The organism is Echinicola pacifica DSM 19836 (assembly GCF_000373245.1).
Taxonomy (GTDB): Bacteria; Bacteroidota; Bacteroidia; order Cytophagales; family Cyclobacteriaceae; genus Echinicola; species Echinicola pacifica.
The window spans coordinates 81,771-105,632 of sequence record NZ_KB890738.1; the positions used below are offsets into that span (position 1 = coordinate 81,771).

The following is a 23,862-nucleotide window of genomic DNA, read 5'->3' on the forward strand; positions in this document are numbered from 1 at the left end:
AAATACGTTTTATTGTATTTGTCTTGCTTTTAAGTATTTTTTAAAAGATATTAACAATCATATTATCAGCAGAATAGAAGAAATTACTACTCGATTTAACCATGGAAGTACTATATCCAAAAGTGGATAAGGTGAAACTTATCATTTGGGATCTTGACGAAACATTTTGGCAAGGCACCCTGAGTGAAGAAGGAGTCACCCCAATCCCTACAAATATTGAACTAGTCAAAGCCCTAAGCGAGCGCGGAATCATCAATAGCATAGTTTCTAAAAATGATTTCGCTATGGCCAAAGCCAAATTAGAGGAACTTGGGATTTGGGAATATTTCGTATTTCCAGCTATTGAATGGAAACCTAAGGGCGTCCTTATCCAGGAAATCATCAAGAATTGCCAATTGCGCGCACCCAACGTAGTATTCTTAGATGACAATCATTCTAATCTTGAAGAGGCGAGATTTTATAATCCTGAAATCCACGCTTTCTTCCCAGACTTCATCCCTCATATCACCGAGCACCAAGCTTTCAAGGGAAAGGAGGATGCAGCATTGACCAGACTAAAGCAATACAAGATTCTGGAAGAGAAGCACGATGTCGAGAAAACCTACTCTTCTAATGAGGATTTCTTACGTGCCTCCAATATCCAGGTACAGGTCATCGAGGATTGTAGCGAATATATTGACCGCATATCCGAGCTCATCGAAAGAACCAATCAGCTAAACTTCACCAAAAAAAGAATAGATAGAGATGCGGTAAAATTGCTTTTGGAAGACCGCTCCAAGCAGTCTGCAGTAATCCATGTCAAGGATAACTTTGGGGATTATGGCGTAGTTGGCTTTTACACCTATAATAGTGATCATACCCTGGAGCATTTTGTATTTTCCTGTCGGGTATTGAATCTCGGCATCCCCTGCTATATCTATCATAAACTTAATAGCCCTCAGCTTACTATCATTCCGGAAGTGGCAGAAACACTGGAGGGTCAAGCACCCACCTGGATCACCGAAAGCCAGCAGCTTGATATAGCACCTAAGAAAAAAGCTAAGGCCTCCGCCTTAAAATTACTATTCAGAGGACCCTGTGATTTTAAGCAATCCTTATTTTATCTGGAACAAAACGGCATAAGCATCGATGAGGAGGTAAACTATGTGACCGATCACCTTCCCTTGATCCCTTTGAGTACTTACACCTTAGTGCAAGCGCTGCAGCTCTCCACTGATCAGAAAGCTCAAATATTAGCTCATACTCCTTTCATTGACCATCATTATCATGAAACCAGCATTTTGGATGATTTGCCAGACGCCTTGGTCCTGGCGGTGGAGACCGACCTATATCAGCCACAGTATGAAAACAAGAAATATGGCTTCCGCATCTGCCTAGGTAATTCCCTAAAGGACCTTACCGACCCAGCAAATCACCCGTATTTCCTGGATTACTTCCTCACCAGAGGGGCATCAAAATACTCGGAGGAGGATTTAATTAAGTTCAGTAAAGATTTCAAGCATTTAGGCCCTATTAGCCCCGAGGATTTCTCCGAAAACCTCCGGGAAATTAGAAAATCCATTCCCGGACATATCCCTATCCTATTTGTCAATATACCGACACAAGGACAGGAAGCCCTTCATACAAAGAATCTAGCATTCAATAGCCAGCTGGACCAGTTTATCAGCGAGCAAGCGAATTGCTTCCTGGCGGATGTACGCAAACTGGAGGGCGCTAGCTATGATCATCATTCCATAACCAAAAGCTACTCTAGAAAGAACTATTTGGACCTTTCTTCACTGCTATTTGACTTACTGAAAACCAGCACGAAAAAGGAGATAAACTCCAAAATCAGTCCGATTACTATTGCTAAAAATAAAGTACGAGTAGCTTATCTAAAAAGCAAAAACTTTGTCCGCAAAAGTATCTGGATGAAACTGAAGAACATTAAATTCATCTTATTAACGGAATTATTTTCTGAGGAACTGCTTGCTGAATTCCTCTTGATGGTATAAAAGAATGGCGGCATACCAAAAAGCCATAGCGTGAATTGAGATCGAGGTATATAAGATTATGCTTATACGCCGAGTAAAGTAAATGCCTTCTCTTGAGTATTCAGAGCAATTAGTTGGTAAAAAACAATAAGATTAACAGGTAATTATATTGGGCCTTATGGAGCAAGTCTAAGGCTTATCAACTAAAAAAATCCCCCTATTATCAATCTTCGGATCAATGAATAGGGGGATTTTTATTCTCCTGGGACGGGTAATCTTATAATTCAGGTTTTAATCGCTCCAAAATCGTCTGAGCTTGAGATTTCTCCAAGCGCGGGCCGAATTGACTTACGACCTGAGAGGCTGCCAGGCTGGCCAATTTCCCGCTGGAAGCATAGGAATGACCATTGGTAATTCCATAAAGGAAAGCTCCAGCAAACATATCGCCGGCACCATTACTATCCACCGCTTCGGTGGCATAAGGCTCAATATCGATGAAAGTATCTCCATCATAGATCATAGCCCCATTTTTTCCTTGAGTGATTACAAAGTGCTTTGCTATTTTCTTAAGCTCTTCGCGAGCATCGAGCAAGCTATCCTTACCTGTAAAGATCATCGCCTCTTCCTCATTGGCAAAAAGCATATCAACGCCTTCGCCTATCACTTCCACAAATCCATCTTTGAAATACTTCACCATTGCCGGATCAGAAAAGGTCACCGCCACCTTGGTACCGCTTTCTTCTGCGACTTTCTTAGCTTGGATCATTGCTTTTCGCGCCTCTGGAGAGGTCACCAAATAGCCCTCAATGTATAAATAATCTGCTTCGGGGATGACACTAGCCTCCACATCAGAGCTGGAAAAATTTTGTGTAATTCCCAAAAACGTATTCATGGTCCTTTCGGCATCCTGGGTCACCATCACGAGGCATTTGCCTGTAATTCCTTCTTCCAATTGGCCTACGGAAAGATTATGCTGCACACCGGCTGCCTTAAGGTCCTGCACAAAAAACTCTCCAAGAGCATCATTGGCCACTTTGCAATTATAATATGATCTTCCTCCAAACTGGCTGACAGCAATCACGGAATTTGCGGCAGAGCCTCCACACTGTTTTTTGGCCTCAGCGGTATTGATTACCTTCATTAGCTCGTTTTGCCTCTCCTCATCCACCAAAGTCATCAGCCCCTTTTCTACCTTATTTTCAGTCAAAAACTGATCAGAAACCTTAAATTCTATATCCACAAGGGCATTTCCCATACCCACTACATCATACTTCTTCTGTGTCATTTTTATATTTAGTTAATATAGTATTCTACTTATTCAAAAATCCGGTGACGCTCAAATGGTTTTTCCCTATCGAATAGATAACGGTAGGTATGGTGAGTTTTGTAGATTTTGGCATTTAGCTGCTCACATACCCGCATCATTTTAGGGCTAAAATCACCTATCCAATTCATCTCAATGGTCTCATAAGGGAAGGACTTATTATAAGTCATATCACTAAAATTCTTCACCATAGCACTTTCCACGCCCTTGCCTTGATGGGCAGGAACCACGCCAAATACCAATCCGAGCATTTTGATGGGAGGCTTAAACATCTTATAATAAAGGAATTTCGCCTTACCCAGCAAATCCAATTTCCCATTCACATGCTGGAAAATCTGATTTAATTCTGGGATGGAGATGAAGAAACTTATGGGCTCACCTTTATAAAAGCCAAAGTAAATCAAACGTTCATCAACCACAGGTTTCAGCTTTTTGAGCATGATTTCCGCCTCCTTGATCGTCATGGATTTCCCCATATGACGTGCCCAAGCTTGGTTATATACCGCTGTGAAGTACTCAGGAAACTTCTTATACATCTCTTTTCCTTTCAGATAGCGATAGGAATAATCGGGATCTTCCAGGGTGATGGCCGCTCTTTTATAGAATTTAGGGTCAAAGTCAACTCCCAAAACCTGACGCATATAGGTAAACTGCTTAAAATATACCTGAAAACCATATTCTTCAAAAAAGTCCTTATAGTAAGGGTAGTTCCAAGGCATATTATAATTAGGGGGAGTAAATCCCTCTACAAGGAGTCCCCACCACTTGTCACGCTCACCAAAATTCACGGGGCCATCCATGGCCTCCATGCCTTGCTGCTGCAGCCAAGCCCTCGCGGTATCAAATAATTTGAAAGCGGCAGTTTTATTTTCTATGCATTCGAAGAAACCCATTCCACCGGTCGGCTGCTTTTCTTTCCACTTGGGATTGGTAAAAGCCGCTACTCGGCCTATCGTTTCTCCCTCATCATTCAGCAATAACCAACGCTTACACTTGGCGCCTCTTTTTAGCAATTTATTCTTGACTGGATCAAAAAGCCCCTCAATATCCTCATCAAGAGGCCTAATCCAATTTGGTTCTTCTTTATATAACCTGACAGCCATCTCCAGAAACTCCCGCGCATCGGAAGAACTGGTTACCTCCAGTACATTCATTGTATCTATATTAATTTTGGAATGTTAAAAATAGCGAGATTTCGCTGGAATATGAAGGATGATCCTTACTATCATGGGGGAATATCTATTTCTTAAACATCAACTCCTGAACATAACGAAACCTGACAAATCCTGCCGACTTCAAAAATGCCTTTCTATCTACTAAACCTTTTGCCTTCAGCCTTCGGTAATCTACAATCGGACGGTAAACAAAAAAGTAAACCAGAAACAATATAAGAAAATACTCAAACGGTATATATTCGAATATATAGAGCTGCATCACCAACATCATGGGCATCATAGCTATAATATGATAAGCAATAAGCTTTTTCATATCAAGTAGGTTTTTAGTAAAAGAACTCCTTCGGCCTATTTCCTAAGGAAACCATTTTGGGTTACTTATTATGTCTCAATGCCTGGATCATCACAGCATTTACCTTCGCAATCTTCTATAAGTTAAAAACTATTCTCCTAACATACAAAAATCCACGTAATTTTGGCATTTATCACCAATATTACGTGGATTCTACAATTATTATAATTGAAACTGTTTTTCTTATTCTACTACATCACCATAAAGATCAAATTCGGTGGCATCGGAAATTTTTACCTCCACAAAATCACCTATTCGGCAATAATGTGCAGCAGCGTCGATCAACACCTCATTATCCACCTCCACAGAGTCAAACTCTGTCCGGCCCACAAAGTATCCATTCTCCTTCTTATCGATAAGCACCTTAAAGGTTTTGCCCACTTTTTCTTGATTTAGATCAAAGGAGATTTGCTCCTGCACTTCCATCAGGTGATTGGCACGGGCTTGCTTTTCTTCCGCAGGCACATCATCGGCCATGCCGAATGCATGCGTATCCTCTTCATGAGAATAAGTAAATACACCCAATCGCTCAAAACGCATTCTCTCCACAAAGTCCACCATTTCCTGAAACTCCTTCTCCCCCTCTCCCGGATGTCCGGCGATCAAGGTGGTCCGTATGGCTATCCCAGGGATTTTTTCCCGGATGCTATGGATAAGCTCCTCTTGTTTCTCCCTGCTTGTACCTCTTCTCATGACTTTCAGCACATCAGAAGATCCATGCTGAAGAGGAATATCGAGGTAATTACAGATATTCGGATGGTCCTTCATCACATCAATTACGTCCATCGGAAACCCCGTTGGGTAAGCATAATGTAAACGAATCCAGTCGATGCCATTCACGTCTGCCAAAGCCCCCATGAGGTCAGCGAGTCGCCTTTTCTTATATAAATCCAACCCATAATAGGTGGAATCCTGCGCAATCAGCAATAGCTCTTTGGTGCCATTAGCAGCCTTATGCTCCGCTTCCCGTACCAGCTCCTCTATCGGGGTGGACACATGGCCTCCTCTCATCAGCGGAATAGCACAGAAAGAACAAGGCCGATCACAACCCTCAGAAATTTTCATATAGGCATAATGTGAGGCATGCGTCAACAGACGCTCACCCACCAACTCATGCTTATAGTCTGCTTTAAATTTCTTAAGTAATGCAGGCAGGTCTCTGGTACCAAAGAAAGCATCTACTTGAGGAATCTCTTTTTCCAAATCATCCTTATACCGCTGAGAAAGACAGCCGGTAACATACACCTTCTCTACCAGTCCTTTTTCCTTTGCATCCACATACTGCAATATGGTATCCACGGATTCCTGCTTAGCATTATCAATAAACCCACAAGTATTGATAATCACAATATTATTATCAGATTCCCCAGATTCATGATTTGCATTTATCCCATTGCCCTTAAGCTGGGTAAGGATCACTTCTGAATCCACCAGATTCTTGGAGCATCCCATCGTGATGATGTTTACCTTATCTTTTTTTAGTGTTCTCGCCTTCAAATCTTTTTCCTTTGTTGCAAAAGTACAAAAAGTTATAGAATACACCTGCTTATCAGCGCATTTGTAACTCCAATCTTCCATATCCATTCCCCAAAATGAAAATAGTTTCTCGCTAGCGCCCCCTCTAATCAGACAAAACAACACTATCTACTTATCTACCAAGGCTTTTAGTGAGGGTGTGGATGAAACAACGGCCATAAAAAAATCCGCATTCCCCCATAAAAACGAATGGTGAAATGCGGATTATAGAATATAATAAGGTCTTCTCAAAAAGAATTTCGGCTAATCAAAAAAGCCAAATTCCAAGGAACCCTTACCTATTAAAAGCGATGATTATACCTCCCAACCTTCGCGGTAGGTACGGCCCACAAATTGGTTGGCATCTTCAAGGTTAGTGATCTGCATTTTTTCACCATCCCAAAGTAACTTCTTACGGCCATAATATTCCGTCTTGCCCTTGGCATTTTCTTTTCTTAGCATATAACTTCTGATTGCCAGGTTACCCATAAGTACCGTCTCAGTCATAGGTCCGGCATAGTCAAATGAGGAGGTCAATTCCTTATGCTCCTTGCTTGCAAAACCAGCTTTACAGGCATCCACCCACTTGCGTTGGTGGCCATATTCTGGCTCTGGGAAGTCCTCCGTTTCAGGGCCAAACTCGGTGGTACCATCATTGAGGTACAACTTAGGCATCAATGGAGAGCTATCATTAATATTGGTAGAGATTATGCCTTTTTCGCCAATGATCAATACGCCGTTGGCACTTTCAGCTCCTCCGATATCGTGATCAGCAGGGATAATATCAGGGTGTGAAGGACGAATACCACCATCACTCCAAGTCATTTCTATTGGAGCCTTACTTTTATCTGTCGCATCAAAGTGCAAAGTAATAAAAGATGAGGCAGGGCATCCTTCCGGATGATAATCAGGCGTCCACATCTGAGAGTACACTGCCCCTACGCTGCATTCAGCATCTTTGGGGTAGTGAAGGCCCAGGGTCCTGAAAGGGATATCCACTAGGTGGCATCCTACATCGCCCAAAGCACCTGTTCCATATTCCCACCATCCACGCCAGTTGAACGGATGAAGATTTGGAGTATAAGGAATTTTCTTGGATGGGCCTAACCAAAGGTCCCAGGCGAGATCATCCGGCTTCTGGCTTGGATCAGGCTGAGGGAAGGTATTCCCCTGAGGCCATACTGGACGATTGGTCCAGATCTGCACCTTAGAGATGGCCCCTAACTTGTCTGAATCCACCCATTTCTGGATCATCCCTAATAATGGATTGGAGCCACCCTGGTTTCCCATTTGGGTTACCACTTTTTGGTCTCTCGCCATCTGGGTAAGCATCCGCGCCTCACGAATATTATGAGTCATAGGTTTCTGCACGTACACGTGTATGCCTCGTTGCATCGCAAATGCCGCAGCCGGACCATGCACGTGATCTGGCGTAGAAATGGTCACTGCATCAATGTCCTTTTCCTTGTCAAGCATCACCCTGTAATCTTGGTACCTCTTGGCATCAGGAAAATTCTTAACGGACTGTGCTGCAGAACCTGAAAAATCAACGTCACACAAGGCAACAACGCGCTCTCTGCCATTGACAGAAGCGTTCTTAATATCACTTATTCCTTTACCTCCGGCGCCTATGGCCGCAATATTTAGTTGATCACTGGGAGCAGTAAATCCTACTCCACCCAAGACATGCCTTGGCACAATGAATACTGAAGAGGCTAATGCTGTGTTTTTAATAAAATTTCTCCGAGAATTATCGGCTTTTTTTTCCGGGTTTTCCATTGGGTATTTAGTTAACAGGGTTTTGCTTAATCGAATTACCTTCCTAAAAATAGGCATTTTTCTGTATCAATTCCTACTTTTACTTATTTAATAACATTGGCCAAAGCCTCATAAACACCTCTTCAAATAGAGGTAATATTTCCTCCTTGATATAATCCTTCGCTTTCCATTCTTTGCCCAATTCCAAGGATCGACATCTATGTAAAAATATAATTATTTATATTCAAAACTTTATTTTTCTAAAATAATCCATCAACTGTTGGAATTATCGGCGTTTCAGATCAAAATCATCATCCATTTCATACCCGAAATAAATCCTTTTATAAAAAATTTTATTTTTTGATTAATATTATATAATTTACTACCAATTGATACAATATTAACCCTAAACCTAGTTCATATGAAAAATTTTAACCCGAATATAGTAGCCTTATTTTTTACTTTTAGACATGGCCGGAATAGAACCCATTAGGCCTTCGGGAATTTTTACCCTATCCCATTATCCAAAATAGCATTCTCAGTTTACAACCTTCCTTATTTGGTTATAGCTCAGAAAATGCAAACGTTCTCATTTTGAATTTCTCATAATACCTAAATAAAAACCTATGCTAAATCTAATCAAACTACCTACTTTCTACGGTTCGGGATAATGATCCCTCAACCCTAAAGAAAGCTCCGAAATTTATGGTGCCGTAAAATTTTTGATTTTCTGATGGACCAGCCTAGTTTATTTCTTCTGAAGAGATAAGTTCTGTTTTGGAATACCAGTGCTCAGGACCTTTGCTTTACCTTTTTTTTGGAATTAAAAACCATAATAATCTAACCCTCATGAAAAAAACTATAACCCACCTAAAAGTGGGCCTGGCAGCGCTATGCTTATTTCTAGCGGCCAGTTTCCCCAATCATGCGGCCTATGGCCAGAGCATACAGATCACAGGTACAGTCACAGATGCAGATAATGGAGAGTCCATCCCCGGCGTCAATATCTCTCAAAAAGGCACCACCAGCGGAACCATCACCGACTTAGACGGCAAATTCAGCCTCCAAGCCCCCGGAGATGGTATTTTGGTATTTTCATTTATTGGATACACCACGCAGGAAGTACCTATTAATGGTCAAAAATCAATAAATGTCACCCTTTCCTCCGATGTAACAGGTCTGGAAGAAGTGGTGGTAGTAGGCTACGGTACTCAGAAGAAAGCCGACTTAACCGGTGCTGTGTCCGTAGTAAAAATGGACGAAATGAGCCAGCAACCTACCGCCAACCTTACCAGCCAGCTGCAAGGCCGAGTGTCCGGGGTAACCATCACCGGATCAGGACAGCCTGGACAGGCCCCTCAGGTAAAAATCCGAGGCGTCAACACCTTCGGGAATAACACTCCTCTATATGTGGTAGATGGTGTCCCTACGGACGGCATCAATGACCTTAACCCAAATGATGTGGAAACCATGCAGGTCCTTAAGGATGCTGGTGCAGCCTCCATCTACGGGTCAAGAGCGGCCAATGGCGTGATCATCGTCACCACAAAGAGAGGTCGTGGAGATGTGAAAGTGAATTATAATATGTACATCGGTACGCAGACGGTGAGAAGCGGCAACCCATGGAATATCCTGAACCCTCAGGAAATGGCGAACCTGAAATTTCAAGCCATCAGAAATGGCAATCCGGATGCCGTCATCAATGACGAGCAATATGGATCAGGCCCTAATCCGGTATTGCCAAATTATATCTCCCCAGCAGGGTCTCAGACGGTCGATGAATCCACCTATAATGTGAATCCTTTCTATACCGATGCTCAGGACCTAGACAACTTCAACCGAATAGTGGAGGCCAATAAGTCTGGCACCAACTGGTTTCAGGAGATCTTTGCGCCAGCAAGAATCCAAAGTCATAACCTATCTGTAAGTGGCGGTGGTGACCAAGGAAACTATTTCTTCAGCACCAATTATTTTGAGCAGCAAGGTACGCTCATGAATACTTATCTAAAGAGATATACTATTCGAGCAAACAGCGTCTATAATGTAACTAAAAACATTAGAATCGGTGAAAACTTAGGGTATTCAATCTCTCAAAACCCAACCATTTCCAATTTGGACGAGGGAAGTGCTATTGGCATGTCCTTCAGACAGCAGCCTATCATCCCCGTATATGATATCATGGGCAATTTTGCCGGATCCTTTGGGCCGGGCTTGGGAAATGCCAAAAACTCGGTAGCTATCCAAGAAAGAACCGCTAATAACCGCGGAGTGGCCAGCAGGCTCTTTGGTAATGTCTTTGCTGAAGTGGATTTCTTAAAGCACTTTAAGGCAAGAACAAGTTTTGGGGGACAATATTATGCCAACTCATATAATAGATTCCAATTCCCGGAATATGAAAACTCCGAAAACTTAAGTGTTAACCAATATACTGAAGGAGCAGATTTTAATTTCAACTATACCTGGACCAATACGGTCACTTATACGCGAGAAATAAATGATAAGCATAACCTGTCCATTCTTGCAGGCACAGAGGCCTATAAAAATAACGGCAGAAATATGGAAGGATACACTCAAGGATACTTCTCTTTTGACCCGAACTATGTAACGCTAACGAATGGATCTGGCACACAGCAGCATACCAGCTCCCTGTATAAGGATGCACTATTCTCCATCTTTGGCAGAGTAGATTACTCTTATGATGACCGATATATCGTCAGTGCGACGGTACGTCGTGATGGATCCTCCCGATTCCTGAATGAGCAATTTGGGGTGTTCCCAGCAATAAGTGCAGGCTGGAGAGTCTCCGAAGAGGACTTCATGCCAGAATCCAACTGGCTGGACGACCTGAAAATCAGAGGTGGATATGGAGTGATGGGAAATCAGCTGAACGTAGCACCTGACAACTCCTTCTCCACTTATGAAGGGGTGAAGAATTCCTCTTATTACCCAATCGATGGAAGCAATTCCGTAATTACCGAAGGATTTCAGCAAAAGCGAATTGGCAATCCTGATGCAAAATGGGAGAGAAATATCAACTCAAATATAGGTGTAGATGCAAGTTTATGGCAAGGTAAATTACAGTTGACCATCGATTATTACACCAAAACGGTGGATGATCTACTATATAACCCAGAGGTAATCGCCACTGAGGGTACTGCCGAGCCTCCCTATATCAATATTGCCAAGATGACAAATAAAGGGCTGGACTTTGATGCGAGCACGTATTTCACCATAAGCAAGGACCTGACTTTCAATACCTCCTTATCCTTCACGACTTATAGCAATGAAATTGTGAAAATTGCTGACGGGGTACCTTATTTTGATCAGGAAGGTCGTCGATTTAATGGTAGTAATATTATCAGAAACCAGGTAGGCCGACCAGTAAGTGAGTTCTTCGGCTATCAGGTCGTAGGATTCTGGGACTCTCAATCTGAGGTAGATCAAGCCAACACCTCTGCTTCGGAGATATTGAATGATCCTAATGCCACCTACCAGGATGGAATCGGAGTAGGTAGATTTAAGTATCAGGATGTCAATGGTGACGGTATCATCACGGCTGATGATCGTACAGGTCTTGGCAATCCAAATCCAAAATTCAGCTACGGTATCAACCTTGGCCTGGAATATAAAAACTGGGATTTCAGCATGTTCCTTTATGGAGTTAGCGGAAATGACATTTGGAATAATGTAAAATGGTGGACCGATTTCTATAGCTCATTCCAGGGAGCAAAGAGTTATACTGCCCTATATGACTCCTGGACTCCAGAGAATATGAATGCCTCTGCTCCCATCCAAGAGAGCCAAGGCTCATTCAGTACTGCTGGTGTACCGAACTCTTATTTTGTGGAGAAAGGATCTTATTTAAGAGCAAAACAAACTCAAATAGGCTATAACTTCACCAAGACTCAGATCGATCGACTGCACTTGGGCGCCTTGAGAGTATATGTGCAAGCGGCCAATTTATTTACCATTACCAAGTATTCAGGTCTGGATCCAGAAATTTCAGGTGGCACCACCAATTTTGGAATTGATGAAGGACAATATCCGAATCAACGTCAGTTTATCTTTGGTTTAAATGTTTCTTTCTAAGCCTAAAAAATTAAAATCATGAAAAAATTATCAATATCATATATACTTCTGGCACTCTTGGCACTGGGGATCACCTCATCCTGCTCAGAGGAGTTTCTAGACCAACCTGCCCTTGGCGCACTAGGCGATGATGTACTCGCCAATCGGGACGGTGTAAACAACCTACTCATAGGAGCCTATGCGGCACTAGATGGCCAAGGCTCTGGCGGAACAGACGCCCTTGGCGGAGGCAGTGGCTGGGAAGCTGCTCCCGAAAACTGGATCTATGGCACTGTAGCCGGCGGCGAAGCTTCCAAAGGCAGCTTTGCAGGTGATCAGCCCGCTATTGATCCTATCGTAAATTTCTATAGTAGTGCTTCCAATGGATTCTTCAACACCAAATGGAAAGCGACTTATGAGGGAATAAAACGTACCAATAACGTACTCACCATCCTCGCCGCTACAGAGGATCTCACTCAGGAGGAAAGAGATAATATCTCTGCTCAAGCTAGATTCTTAAGAGGCCACTTTTATTTTGAACTGAAAAAAATGTTCAATATGGTACCTTGGGTAGATGAAAATACTGAAGATCCTAATCAACCAAATAACGTAGATATTTGGCCAAACATAGAGGCAGATTTTGAGTATGCTTACGACAAGCTTCCTGAAACGCAGGATGACTTTGGCAGAGCAAACAAATGGGCTGCCGCCGCATATATGGGGAAAACCTATCTATATCAGAAAAAATACCAGGAGGCAAACACCATCTTCAAGCAGGTAATTGCGAATGGGGTCAATTCTGCAGGTGTTAAATATGAGCTATTGGGCAAGTTTGCAGACAACTTTGATGCAGCTAAGGAAAATAATTCTGAAACCATCTTTGATATCCAAATGGTGGCCAATGCAGGTACAGGGACGATAAGTAACTCCAATTCTGGAAATATGCTGAACTTCCCATACAATAGCCCCTTCCGTTGCTGCGGATTTTATCAGCCTACACAGGACCTGGTAAACTCCTTCAAAACAGACCCTACAACAGGTCTTCCTATCCTGGACAACTATAACCAAGATCCGGTAAAATCCGATATGGGACTTACTTCTACTGATGCATTTGTTCCTTATACAGGATCCCTGGACCCACGCTTGGACTGGACTGTAGGCCGAAGAGGCATTCCTTATCATGACTGGGGACATCACCCAGGTCAGACCTGGGTAAGAGACCAAAGCTATGGCGGGCCCTACGCTCCTAAGAAAACCATCTACTGGCAAGCCACTCAAGGCCTCTATTCTGACCAAAGCACCTGGGCACCAGGTACAGCGATCAACGTCCACGTCATCCGCTATGCTGATGTCCTGCTGATGACTGCGGAGACGGAAGCCCAGCTAGGTAATCTAACAGGAGCTATGGCTCTGGTCAATGAGATACGAGCAAGAGCGATGAACGTAGATGGCTACTTGAAGCAATACATCAATGTCAACGCACCGATGAACGGATTTAGCACCACGCCTGCGGCTAATTACAATATCAATCTATACACCAGTGCGCAATTTGGCGATATGGACAGTGCGCTGAAAGTCATCTATAGAGAGCGTAAGCTCGAACTTGCGATGGAAGGTCACCGATTCTTTGACTTAGTGCGATGGGGAATCGCTGAGAGTGAACTCAACGCTTACTTCGCTTATCAAGGTTCTATCACCAAGGATGTGGAGGGCGGAAAATTCACCGCACCAAAAAACAATTATTACCCAATTCCACAGCGTCAAATTGACCTTAGTGTGAAGGATGGCACTCCGATGCTCACTCAAAACCCTTCTTATAATTAATACCAACTGCTTTATATACTTGAAAAGGGAGCCTATTTTGGCTCCCTTTTTTTTGATATTAATTAAATATTAAGTGTGTCGATTTGATTTAAACTATTCATAATCCCACTTTCGAAATGGCCGGAAAATAAATACCTACTTTTGAAACTCGTACAGCAAACGATATTTTTTTAACTCCTTGCTTTACTTTTTAAAAAAGACGTTGATGCGAATCAGCGTCTTTTTCTTTGCTGTATCGAAGCCTTCCTTCTCCTCCACCAGAGCGCCGCCGGAAATCACATGAGGGAGCACTTCGCCAAAAAACACAAAACAATAGACAAAAAAAATCCCTCCAACAAACAGTCAGAGGGAGCAAGTATTTTTATTGGTAAGAAGAAAACCTGTAATTAAGTTATCATTTCAGAGCTATCGAAAGAGTATCGATTTTATGATTTTTGCTTAAATAGGGAATCAACAAATTCAATTCTATTAAAAACCTGAAGATCTGTGACCTTCTCACCAACGCCTATATATTTTACAGGGATTTTAAACTGATCAGATATACCGATTACCACACCACCCTTGGCGGTACCATCAAGCTTGGTGATTGCCAAGGCGTTGATTTCGGTAGCTTTGGTAAATTCTTTGGCTTGGATGAAGGCATTTTGGCCCGTGGAACCATCCAGCACCAGAAGGATTTCATGTGGTGCATCATCGATAAATTTCTGCATGACCCTTTTGATTTTGGTCAGTTCGTTCATCAGGTTCACTTTGGTATGGAGTCTTCCGGCGGTATCTACGATCACGACATCCGCGCCCATTTCCACGCCCTGCTTGACGGTGTCAAAAGCAACAGAAGCAGGATCAGCATTCATGCCATGAGAAACTACGGGGACATCCACGCGCTCCCCCCAGAGGATAAGCTGATCCACAGCGGCAGCACGGAAGGTATCGGCGGCCCCAAGGACCACTGATTTTCCAGCGCTTTTAAACTGGTGAGCGAGCTTACCGATGGTGGTAGTTTTCCCAACACCATTCACTCCGACGACCATGATTATATAAGGCTTCTTATCAGCAGGAAGGTCAAAATTAGACAGGTCCTGAGCGTTATTTTCTTCCAATAAGCCCACGATTTCTTCCCGAAGGATTTTATCCAGCTCGGTGGTGTTGACATATTTGTCTCTGGCGACCCTTTCTTCGATTCGCTGAATCACCTTGATGGTAGTATCGACACCGACATCAGAGGTTATCAGAATTTCTTCCAGCTCATCCAACACTTCATCATCCACTTTGGACTTGCCGATTACGGCCTTTCCAAGCTTAGAGAATAGATTATCACTGGTTTTTTGAAGGCCTTTATCCAGGCTTTCCTTTTTATCTTTAGAAAAAAATCCAAAAATTCCCATAGTCATTCACATCTTAGACCCGAATATAATCATAAAATCCCTCTCGAAACGAATCGAGAGGGATTATCCCTTTTGCATTACGATTTAAGCAAGGCAATTACTTTGCAAGGGTATCCTTCACCTCAGTGGTGGGTACCATCTCTTCTCTGAAAGTGTATGCGCCAGTTTTCTCAGACTTTACAGCCTTAATTACCTTAGCGTAAGTCACACCACCTTCTTTTTTCAGGGTTGCTACTACTTTCTTAGCCATATCTTTTTAGGTTTAATGGACAGCTTGCATCAAGCAAACCTGTCGGCTCCTTAAAATTATTTAATTTCTTTATGAACCGTCACCTTCTTCAAGATTGGATTGAACTTCTTAAGTTCCAATCTCTCGGTTGTGTTTTTACGGTTTTTGGTCGTGATATATCTTGAAGTGCCTGGAACACCACTATTCTTGTGCTCTGTACATTCCAAAATCACTTGAACTCTGTTACCTTTCTTAGCCATCGCTCTCTGTATTTATTGGATTCGGAATTGATTACTTAATAATGCTAATGTGCCCCTTTGCCTGAGCTTCTTTCAACACTGCGCTTATGCCCTTCTTATTGATTGTTCTCAATGCTTTTGAAGAAACTTTTAACGTGATCCAAGCATCTTCCTCTGGCACATAGAAACTCTTCTTGTGCAGGTTAGGATAAAACTTACGCTTGGTCTTGTTGTTCGCATGCGATACATTATTACCTACTCGAGGTCTTTTACCGGTGATGTCACAAACTTTTGCCATGATATATGATCGTAATTTTTAAGACGTTTTTCTAATTGAGTCTGCAAATATCGGAAGATTTCCTGAATAACCAAAAGACCAGCCAAAAAATATTAGCTAAATGATTGGATTTCATCTCCATTGACTTCTTTTACTCATGTTTTTCCTGCCAAAACCCCTATAGGCAACATATTTGCTCCCACTTAGGCCATGACAGTCGCTTTCACTATATTTATGTTTCTATAGCGAAAGCCCAAATATACGAAAAAATTAAAAACTAAGTCTATGATGGATCAAACAACTGCAACCCAAAAAGCAATATCTACCGAAAATAAGTATGGAGCCCATAATTATCACCCCCTCCCAGTCGTCCTAGCCAAAGGTGAAGGAGTATATATGTGGGATGTGGAAGGAAAGAAATATTATGACTTCTTATCCGCATACTCCGCCGTAAACCAAGGCCACTGCCACCCAAGAATCCTCCAAACGCTCACCGAGCAAGCCAGCACCCTTACTCTTACCTCCAGAGCTTTTCATAATGATATATTGGGGAGTTTTGAAAAATTCCTCTGTGAATACTTCAACTTCGACAAGGTCCTCCCAATGAACACCGGCGCCGAAGGGGTGGAGACAGCCATTAAAATCGCTAGAAAATGGGGCTATGAAAAAAAAGGAATTCCCGAAAATGAAGGAATCATCCTCGTCGCTCAAAACAATTTCCATGGACGGACCACCACCGTCATCTCTTTCTCAAACGACGATAACGCTAAGAAAAACTTCGGCCCTTATACCCCCGGATTCATCACCATCCCCTATGATGACAGCCAAGCGCTAAAAGACGCCCTCGCCTCCAACCCCAACATCATCGGATATCTCGTGGAGCCAATCCAGGGAGAAGCAGGAGTATATGTCCCCTCCCCCGGATACCTCAAGGAAGTCGCTTCCCTATGTAAAGAACATAATGCCCTATTCATAGCTGATGAAATCCAAACGGGGATCGCCAGAACTGGCAAACTACTAGCCTGCGATCATGAGCAGGTAAAACCCGATATGCTGATCCTAGGAAAGGCCATCTCTGGTGGCTTCTATCCTGTATCGGCAGTTCTTGCTGATGATGAAGTCATGGAAGTCATCCAACCCGGCCAGCATGGATCTACCTTTGGAGGTAACCCACTAGGTGCGAGGGTGGCAATGACCGCCTTGCAAGTAATTCAGGATGAAAAATTGGCTGAAAATGCTGACAAAATGGGAGAACTATTCCGCAATAGAATGCAAGATCTGGTTGGGAAATACGACTTGCTAAAACTGGTGCGTGGCAAAGGTCTGCTGAATGCCGTAGTTATCAATGATAGCGAAGATAGCGATACCGCCTGGAACATCTGCCTGGCCCTCAAGGAAAACGGCCTTCTCGCCAAACCAACCCACGGAAATATCATCCGATTTGCTCCACCACTAGTTATTACCGAGGAGCAAATTCACGAATGCTGTGATATCATTCAAAAGACGATTGCTGAATTTTAATTTATCAAAACCTCAGATTCAGATCTTAGCAGAAAGCCTACCAATCAGGCTTTCTGCTTTTTTTTAGCATAAATCCTATAGGATTTTTCACCTTTTTTTCCCTCAACAATAACCTCTTCCCTTCTTCTTAAGCACCCGAAATAAGCCGGTATTACCATTTCAATGGACAGCGCCTCCATACTACTATATCCCAAAGCCAGCGGAGAAACACGCTTAAACTAAAATAGTATTTTCCGCTTATTGAGAATTTTAATAGGAGAATCTTGAGAGAATCCTTCAGCAATCGAAGTTAAACCAGCCATCCCGCAGGATCGAGTGACAGAATTTAAGCTGCGCACCCATTCTATATTTCCCCTTAAGAAAGCTAGATTCATAGGCCCTGCTTTTCCCGAATAGGATTATCCTCCACATTACAATTCCATAACCTTAATTATTATTACCTTTGCAAGGACCAAATAGAAACCAATAACGATGTATCAAAGACCGCGCAGAAACCGTAAATCTGCAGTTATCCGCAGCATGGTGGAAGAAACCCGCCTTTCAGTAAAAGACTTCATCTTCCCGTTATTTGTCATCGAAGGCATCAATCAAAAAGAAGAAGTAGCCTCCATGCCCGGGATGTACAGACGCTCAACAGACTTATTACTTAAGGAAATAGAGGAATGCTTAAATTTAGGAATTAAGGCTTTTGACATTTTCCCAGCTTACCCTGAAAGCAAAAAAGATCGATTTGCTACCGAGAGTATTAACCCGGAAACCTTTTACCTCAAAGCGATCAATAAGATAAAAACCACTTTTCCCGAAGCCTGCATCATGACAGATGTGGCGATGGATCCCTATAGCTCAGACGGCCATGATGGACTGGTGGAGAATGGCCAAATCCTAAATGACGAGACACTACCCATCCTAAGCAAGATGGCAATCGCCCAGGCTCAGGCAGGCGCAGACATCATCGGACCATCAGACATGATGGACGGCAGAGTGGGACATATCCGGACCGCCCTAGACCAGGAAGGCTATACAGACGTCTCTATCATGTCTTATACCGCCAAATACGCAAGTGCATTCTATAACCCCTTCCGCGATGCGCTGGACTCAGCCCCTAAGTCAGGTGACAAAAAAACCTATCAGATGGACCCCGCAAATCTCCATGAAGCGCTGATCGAGGCTGAACTGGATGAAATAGAGGGCGCTGACTTCCTCATGGTCAAGCCCGCACTGGCGTATCTGGATGTCATCAAATTGCTGAAAGACAATACCCAGCTACCTATAGCAGCCTATAATGTAAGCGGGGAATACTCGATGATCAAGGCCGCCCATGAAAAAGGATGGCTTGATGGGGAAAAAGTCATGCTGGAATCACTTCTTAGCATTAAAAGAGCCGGCGCGAAAGTCATCTTAAGTTATTTCGCCAAGGAATTCGCTCTACTAAACAAGGATAAATAATTCCAAACCTACTTTTCAATCTGGACCTGCTGCTAAGTGGGTTCACTTTACCCCTTATTAAAACAGGCCCTCCATCTATTTGTTAGATGGAGGGCCTGTTTTTTATGCCTTTTACGGAATCAAAAGTTATCCTCCTCCATTTCCACGCCTTTCCCCAGTCCCTTTGGGACAAAAAGAACAATCAATCCAATCATCACCTATTCATATAGAGCTTACTTTTTAGGAATATGCCCTTTTGCCGAAAAAAGGGGTTTAAAATGAGCCTCATTTCTTACATTTTCGCAGAAAAAGAAGAATGTGGGTATTTCATAAAGCAGTCATCAATCAGACCATCAGCACCAAAACATCTATGGCTTTTGATCGAAACCGCAATATTCAATGCATAAACAAATAAAAATATACCTATTTGATCAAAAAATAGAATTTTATAAAAGTGGTTATTAATAGTCACCCAATTTGAAAACGAAAAATCAAAAATTTTAAAAAAAAAGATTGAAAACATATATGGATGCAAAAACACCCCTCATTTTATAGTTTTTGCAGTTTTTCATCATTTTTATGGTATTTCAAAACCTTATTAACCAACATTTTTTACATTATCATTAATTTTAGGTTTGTTTTTTTACGTAAAAAATATTTACCTTTAGAATACTAATGAATCGCCAACCCATAAAATATTTCGAAAAATAAGTCTATCTAAACATTCAACTAATTATGAAATGGAGTTTTAACGATCTCGCCCAAGTAAGCACAGAAGCGATCACCCAGAGCGCAGATTTCAGCGCTGACATTACCCAGAACTTACTAACAACAAACAATGTGTGGATGATGCTATCCACTGCCTTAGTATTTATTATGCACCTTGGATTTGCCGGGGTAGAAGCTGGATTTGGCCAAGCCAAAAACACAGTTAACATTTTATTCAAGAACACTGTCACTCCCATCATTGGGATATTGACTTATGCTCTATGCGGGTTCTTTTTAATGTACCCTGGATTTGCCGTTCCGGGATGGATTGGATTTGATGGCGCCGGATGGAGCTCCTTCTGGTTTGCACCTGAGAGCGTAGATGTATCAGCTGCTTATGCTGACGCAGGCTACACTTACTGGACTGACTTCCTATTCCAAGCCATGTTTGCAGCCACCGCAGCGACTATCGTATCAGGAGCCATCGCCGAAAGAGTAAAACTCTGGGCCTACCTTCTCTTTACAGTAGTGTATGTCGGGATCGTGTATCCTATCATCGGAAGCTGGAAATGGGGTGGTGGATTCCTTGATGATTGGGGATTCTATGACTTTGCAGGCTCCACACTAGTACACTCTGTAGGTGGCTGGGGTGCGCTGGCTGGGGTTATATTAGTAGGCCCACGTATCGGGAAATATGTGAATGGCAAGACTGTAGATAAGCCAGGAGCAAGTGTACCATTGGCAGTGATAGGTGTATTCCTATTATGGCTCGGATGGTTTGGCTTCAACGGCGGTTCAGTACTGTCAGCTGATCCGGGATTAGTATCCTTTGTATTAGTGACCACCTCTTTGGCTGCTTGCGCCGGAGGAATGGGAGGCTTCCTTGCAGGATATTTCGTGTTCAAGAGACTCGACCTAGGTATGGTGCTAAATGGCATCCTTGCTGGACTAGTAGGCATCACCGCCGGAGCAGATGTCATCAATCCAGGCGCTGCACTGATAGTAGGTTTTGTGGCTGGCATCCTCGTAGTATTGTCCGCTGTTCTTCTTGACAGCCTCAAGCTTGATGATGTGGTAGGAGCAGTATCCGTCCACCTTACTTGCGGCATCTGGGGAACACTCGCGGTAGGCATCTTCTCTACCAACCCTGATCACAGCTTCCTTACTCAACTTACCGGAGTCCTTATCTGTGGCGCCACTGCCTTCACAGCAGCCTTCATCATCTTCTATATACTAAAAGTAACTGTAGGCATCAGAGTTTCTGAAGAACATGAAAAAACCGGACTTGATTCTCACGAGCATGGTATCAGAGGATACACCATCGTGTATGACGAATAGAATAAACTAACCACCAACCACTTACCACTGGTAATTATAATGCCCTGCCCCCTGAACAAACGCCAATCTCTTCAAGCGGGCAGGGCCAATTATCGGCCAATCCTACAATTAACAGATAATTATTAATCAAAATTAAAATGAAAAAACTTCAACTACTAATTGCAGTATTATTTCTGGGCACTATAAGCAGCTTGACTGCCCAGGACCTGTCCAAAGTGAGCATCTCTGGCTCTGTGGACGCTTATTATAGAGCCAATTTCAATGCGCCTAATAAGAGCATGATTCTAAGCGACGGCTCCGAACTTGGACCACAAGCACCCGCTACCTCCTTCGCAAACCTCCCGGGTTTCGCCCTTGGTATGGCCAATATCATCACCGCTTATGAAGGTGAAAAAGTAGGATTTGTAGCCGACTTAGTTTTCGGGCCTAGAGGAGCCGATGCAGTTTTCAATTCTACAGGTAGTTCCAATATTGTAAACCAACTTTATGTTTACTGGAGTGTAACCGACGCTGTAACCCTGACCTTCGGTAACTTCAATACCTTCCTGGGTTATGAAGTAATTTCCCCAACAGGCAACTTCAATTATTCCACCTCTTATATGTTCTCCTATGGTCCATTCAGCCATACAGGACTAAAAGCAGACATCGCACTTACTGACAACTGGTCATTAATGGCATCTGTGATGAACCCTACCGATCTGACAGACTTCAACCCTGTGGGCACCTATTATGGTGGACTTCAATTAGGTTATGAAAATGACAATGGCGGTACCTGGCTAAACCTACTTTACGGAGATCAAGATGGAAAACTAGACGACACAGGCCTACTCAGCCCTGTCTCGATGTCCGCAGGAAGTACTTTCCAAATCGACCTAACCACTGGCTACAATGTATCTGAGGCGGTGTACCTAGGCATCAACGCCACGTATAACACCACTGCTGCCGGCGAAATGTATAATGGAACCAGCATCGTGGACACAGATGGTGATGGCGCTGGATTCTATGGCTTTGCAGGATATCTTCAAGCGGCTGCTTCAGAAAACTTCTCCGTAGGTCTTCGTGGTGAATACTTCAATGTATTCAACAATGGTCTTGATGGCGTGGTAGGTGTGGATGATGCTGGTGACGGAAATGTATTTGCCCTTACCTTATCCGGAAATGCAAAAATCTCCGAAAATTTCATGCTTATCCCAGAAGTTAGACTAGACAGCATGTCTGAGGATAACTACTTCTTAAACAACGATCTTGCAGGATCTAAGAGTTTGTCTTCTTTCTTACTAGCAGCCGTATTCTCTTTCTAATATTTTTTTGCTGACAAACTGAAATTTTTCAGTGAAAACCACGTGCTTTGAAAAAAGACGTGGTTTTCTGGTTTTCACAGAAAATTATATTTTCTACGATATAATCCACCCCTACCTCTTCGGTATTCTTAACAGAAACATTATTTTTTAGATTCTCAAAAAACCTCTATTCGAGTGAATATTGAATTATTTCCATATATAATTTCACGTATAGCAGTGTTTAACTACGAAAAATTGGTTTTTACTGTAACCTTTGCACGCATTTTTACGATATGTCTAGGGAAGGTTAAACAATAATTCAAAAAAAAATAGATAAGAGCATGGTAAAACTAGCAGTAATGGTTGCAGCAGGTTTTTTCGGATTTGAATCCATAGAAGCAATAGGTCAGGAAAAAGAGCGAAAAGAGCTCAAGGGACCCAAAGCAAAAAACTATAAGCCGTGGAAAGACCAAGCCCGGACAGGCACATTGGTGGTCGATATAAATGGTGATTTGACCACTGGCCCAGCTTTCAAAAATCAAAAAGCATGGGAAAAAGAAAGTGAATTAGTAACAATAAATGCTGACTTACAGCCGATCAGCAAACCAAAAGGCCCCAAAGGCAAAAATCAAAAACCTTGGGAAGACAATTAATTCCTTTTGATATAACAAAAAAAAAGCTGCCCAAAGGCAGCTTTTTTTTTGTTATCCACTATACGTATTCTCTAAATGCTGATCCTGAGCCTTAACTTTTTCAAACTCCAGGTATTGCTCCCAAAAAGGCTCTTCAGGTAAAGCAGCTCTTAAGTACAATTTCTCCTTTTTGACAGGGTGCAAAAACACAAGATGGAAAGCATGTAAATTAATACTAGCATCCGGATTGGGCTTTGCAAATCCATATCTCAGATCACCACGTATCGGGCAGCCCATAGCCGCTAGCTGCACCCTAATCTGGTGCGGTCTACCCGTCTTTGGCCTTACTTCTACCAACCAGTGGTCATTCAGCTTTCCAAGACGCTTATAATCTAGGTCGGCACGCTTAGATCCTGGCTCTTCTCTTTCGAAAACCTCGGTTACATTCCTCTCTTCATCCTTCACCAGGTAATGAGTCAGCTTGCCGATCACATCCTTTGGTCTTTTCTTCACAATGGCCCAATATACCTTGAAGATCTCTCTTTTCTTAAACATGAGCATCATCCGCTCCAAGGCCTTGGAGGTACGGGCAAATACCACCAGACCACTTACAGGCCGATCCAGTCGATGCACTGGGTGCAAAAATACCGCGCCGGGCTTTTCATACTTCTTGGCAATATAGTCCTTACAATAATCAGTAAGTGTCTTATCCCCTGTACGGTCCCCTTGCACGAGCACCCCAGCTGCTTTATTGACCACCAATAGATGGTTATCTTCATAGACTACGGTAAACGGTTGCTTTGCCATATTTTATATATTATTTAAATCCCTTTTAGTAC

At 42.7% G+C, this 23,862-nt stretch carries 18 protein-coding genes; 8 read left to right on the forward strand and 10 right to left on the reverse strand.

Translation table 11 applies throughout. The annotated features are described in order from the left end of the window. Positions 1–101: 101 nt before the first annotated feature. The gene (locus B050_RS0100320) at positions 102–1,994 is read left to right on the forward strand and encodes an HAD hydrolase-like protein (RefSeq protein WP_018471871.1); all 1,893 of its coding nucleotides are present in this window, start codon (positions 102–104) and stop codon (positions 1,992–1,994) included. Between the two features lie 256 nt (positions 1,995–2,250). On the opposite strand, the gene B050_RS0100325 is transcribed toward B050_RS0100320, so the two are convergent. The 5 genes from B050_RS0100325 to B050_RS0100345 form a co-directional block, all read right to left on the reverse strand. Beyond that, positions 2,251–3,258, reverse strand: coding sequence for an adenosine kinase (locus B050_RS0100325; RefSeq protein WP_018471872.1), 1,008 nt, complete (start codon positions 3,256–3,258; stop codon positions 2,251–2,253). 29 nt (positions 3,259–3,287) lie between these two features. Beyond that, positions 3,288–4,451, reverse strand: coding sequence for a hypothetical protein (locus B050_RS0100330; RefSeq protein ID WP_018471873.1), 1,164 nt, complete (start codon positions 4,449–4,451; stop codon positions 3,288–3,290). An 85-nt stretch (positions 4,452–4,536) separates the two neighbouring features. Next, entirely contained in the window at positions 4,537–4,785 is a 249-nt protein-coding gene (locus B050_RS0100335; RefSeq protein ID WP_018471874.1) for a hypothetical protein, read from the reverse strand. A 222-nt stretch (positions 4,786–5,007) separates the two neighbouring features. After that, on the reverse strand, positions 5,008–6,321 hold the full coding sequence (gene rimO, locus B050_RS0100340; RefSeq protein ID WP_026235502.1) for a 30S ribosomal protein S12 methylthiotransferase RimO: 1,314 nt from the start codon (positions 6,319–6,321) through the stop codon (positions 5,008–5,010). A gap of 333 nt (positions 6,322–6,654) precedes the next feature. Beyond that, positions 6,655–8,118, reverse strand: coding sequence for a Gfo/Idh/MocA family protein (locus B050_RS0100345; protein ID WP_018471876.1), 1,464 nt, complete (start codon positions 8,116–8,118; stop codon positions 6,655–6,657). 828 nt (positions 8,119–8,946) lie between these two features. Here B050_RS0100345 and B050_RS0100350 point away from each other — a divergent pair. Together B050_RS0100350 and B050_RS0100355 are read left to right on the forward strand one after the other, a co-directional pair. After that, the gene (locus B050_RS0100350; protein WP_044201579.1) at positions 8,947–12,186 is read left to right on the forward strand and encodes a SusC/RagA family TonB-linked outer membrane protein; all 3,240 of its coding nucleotides are present in this window, start codon (positions 8,947–8,949) and stop codon (positions 12,184–12,186) included. 18 nt (positions 12,187–12,204) lie between these two features. Then, entirely contained in the window at positions 12,205–13,989 is a 1,785-nt protein-coding gene (locus B050_RS0100355; protein WP_018471878.1) for a RagB/SusD family nutrient uptake outer membrane protein, read from the forward strand. A 425-nt stretch (positions 13,990–14,414) separates the two neighbouring features. Here the strand turns inward: B050_RS0100355 and ftsY are convergent, their stop codons facing one another. The 4 genes from ftsY to rpmB form a co-directional block, all read right to left on the reverse strand. Next, a complete protein-coding gene (gene ftsY, locus B050_RS0100365; protein ID WP_018471880.1) occupies positions 14,415–15,374 on the reverse strand; it encodes a signal recognition particle-docking protein FtsY in 960 nt (319 codons plus the stop codon). 97 nt (positions 15,375–15,471) lie between these two features. Next, entirely contained in the window at positions 15,472–15,624 is a 153-nt protein-coding gene (locus tag B050_RS23010) for a DUF4295 domain-containing protein (protein WP_015264418.1), read from the reverse strand. A gap of 56 nt (positions 15,625–15,680) precedes the next feature. After that, positions 15,681–15,863 (reverse strand): 50S ribosomal protein L33, encoded by a 183-nt coding sequence (gene rpmG, locus B050_RS0100375; RefSeq protein WP_018471881.1) that lies wholly within the window; start codon positions 15,861–15,863, stop codon positions 15,681–15,683. Positions 15,864–15,894: 31 nt separating this feature from the next. Next, positions 15,895–16,140, reverse strand: a complete 246-nt coding sequence (gene rpmB / locus B050_RS0100380) for a 50S ribosomal protein L28 (protein WP_018471882.1) — start codon at positions 16,138–16,140, stop codon at positions 15,895–15,897. A 264-nt stretch (positions 16,141–16,404) separates the two neighbouring features. Between rpmB and rocD the strand changes: the two genes are divergently transcribed. The 5 genes from rocD (at position 16,405) to B050_RS0100420 (ending at position 23,044) form a co-directional block, all read left to right on the forward strand. Then, positions 16,405–17,640 carry an ornithine--oxo-acid transaminase gene (rocD, locus tag B050_RS0100385; protein WP_018471883.1) on the forward strand — a complete coding sequence of 412 codons (1,236 nt, stop codon included), beginning with the start codon at positions 16,405–16,407 and terminating at the stop codon, positions 17,638–17,640. A gap of 471 nt (positions 17,641–18,111) precedes the next feature. After that, complete coding sequence (gene hemB, locus B050_RS0100395; protein ID WP_018471885.1) at positions 18,112–19,086, forward strand: porphobilinogen synthase; 975 nt, start codon at positions 18,112–18,114, stop codon at positions 19,084–19,086. A gap of 714 nt (positions 19,087–19,800) precedes the next feature. Next, the gene (locus tag B050_RS0100410; RefSeq protein WP_026235503.1) at positions 19,801–21,111 is read left to right on the forward strand and encodes an ammonium transporter; all 1,311 of its coding nucleotides are present in this window, start codon (positions 19,801–19,803) and stop codon (positions 21,109–21,111) included. Positions 21,112–21,248: 137 nt separating this feature from the next. Beyond that, positions 21,249–22,412: a porin gene (locus B050_RS0100415; protein WP_018471889.1), complete on the forward strand. Its 1,164-nt coding sequence runs from the start codon at positions 21,249–21,251 to the stop codon at positions 22,410–22,412. Between the two features lie 320 nt (positions 22,413–22,732). Then, positions 22,733–23,044 carry a hypothetical protein gene (locus B050_RS0100420; RefSeq protein ID WP_018471890.1) on the forward strand — a complete coding sequence of 104 codons (312 nt, stop codon included), beginning with the start codon at positions 22,733–22,735 and terminating at the stop codon, positions 23,042–23,044. Positions 23,045–23,095: 51 nt separating this feature from the next. Here the strand turns inward: B050_RS0100420 and B050_RS0100425 are convergent, their stop codons facing one another. Continuing rightward, the gene (locus tag B050_RS0100425) at positions 23,096–23,830 is read right to left on the reverse strand and encodes an RluA family pseudouridine synthase (RefSeq protein WP_018471891.1); all 735 of its coding nucleotides are present in this window, start codon (positions 23,828–23,830) and stop codon (positions 23,096–23,098) included. Positions 23,831–23,862 lie beyond the last annotated feature (32 nt).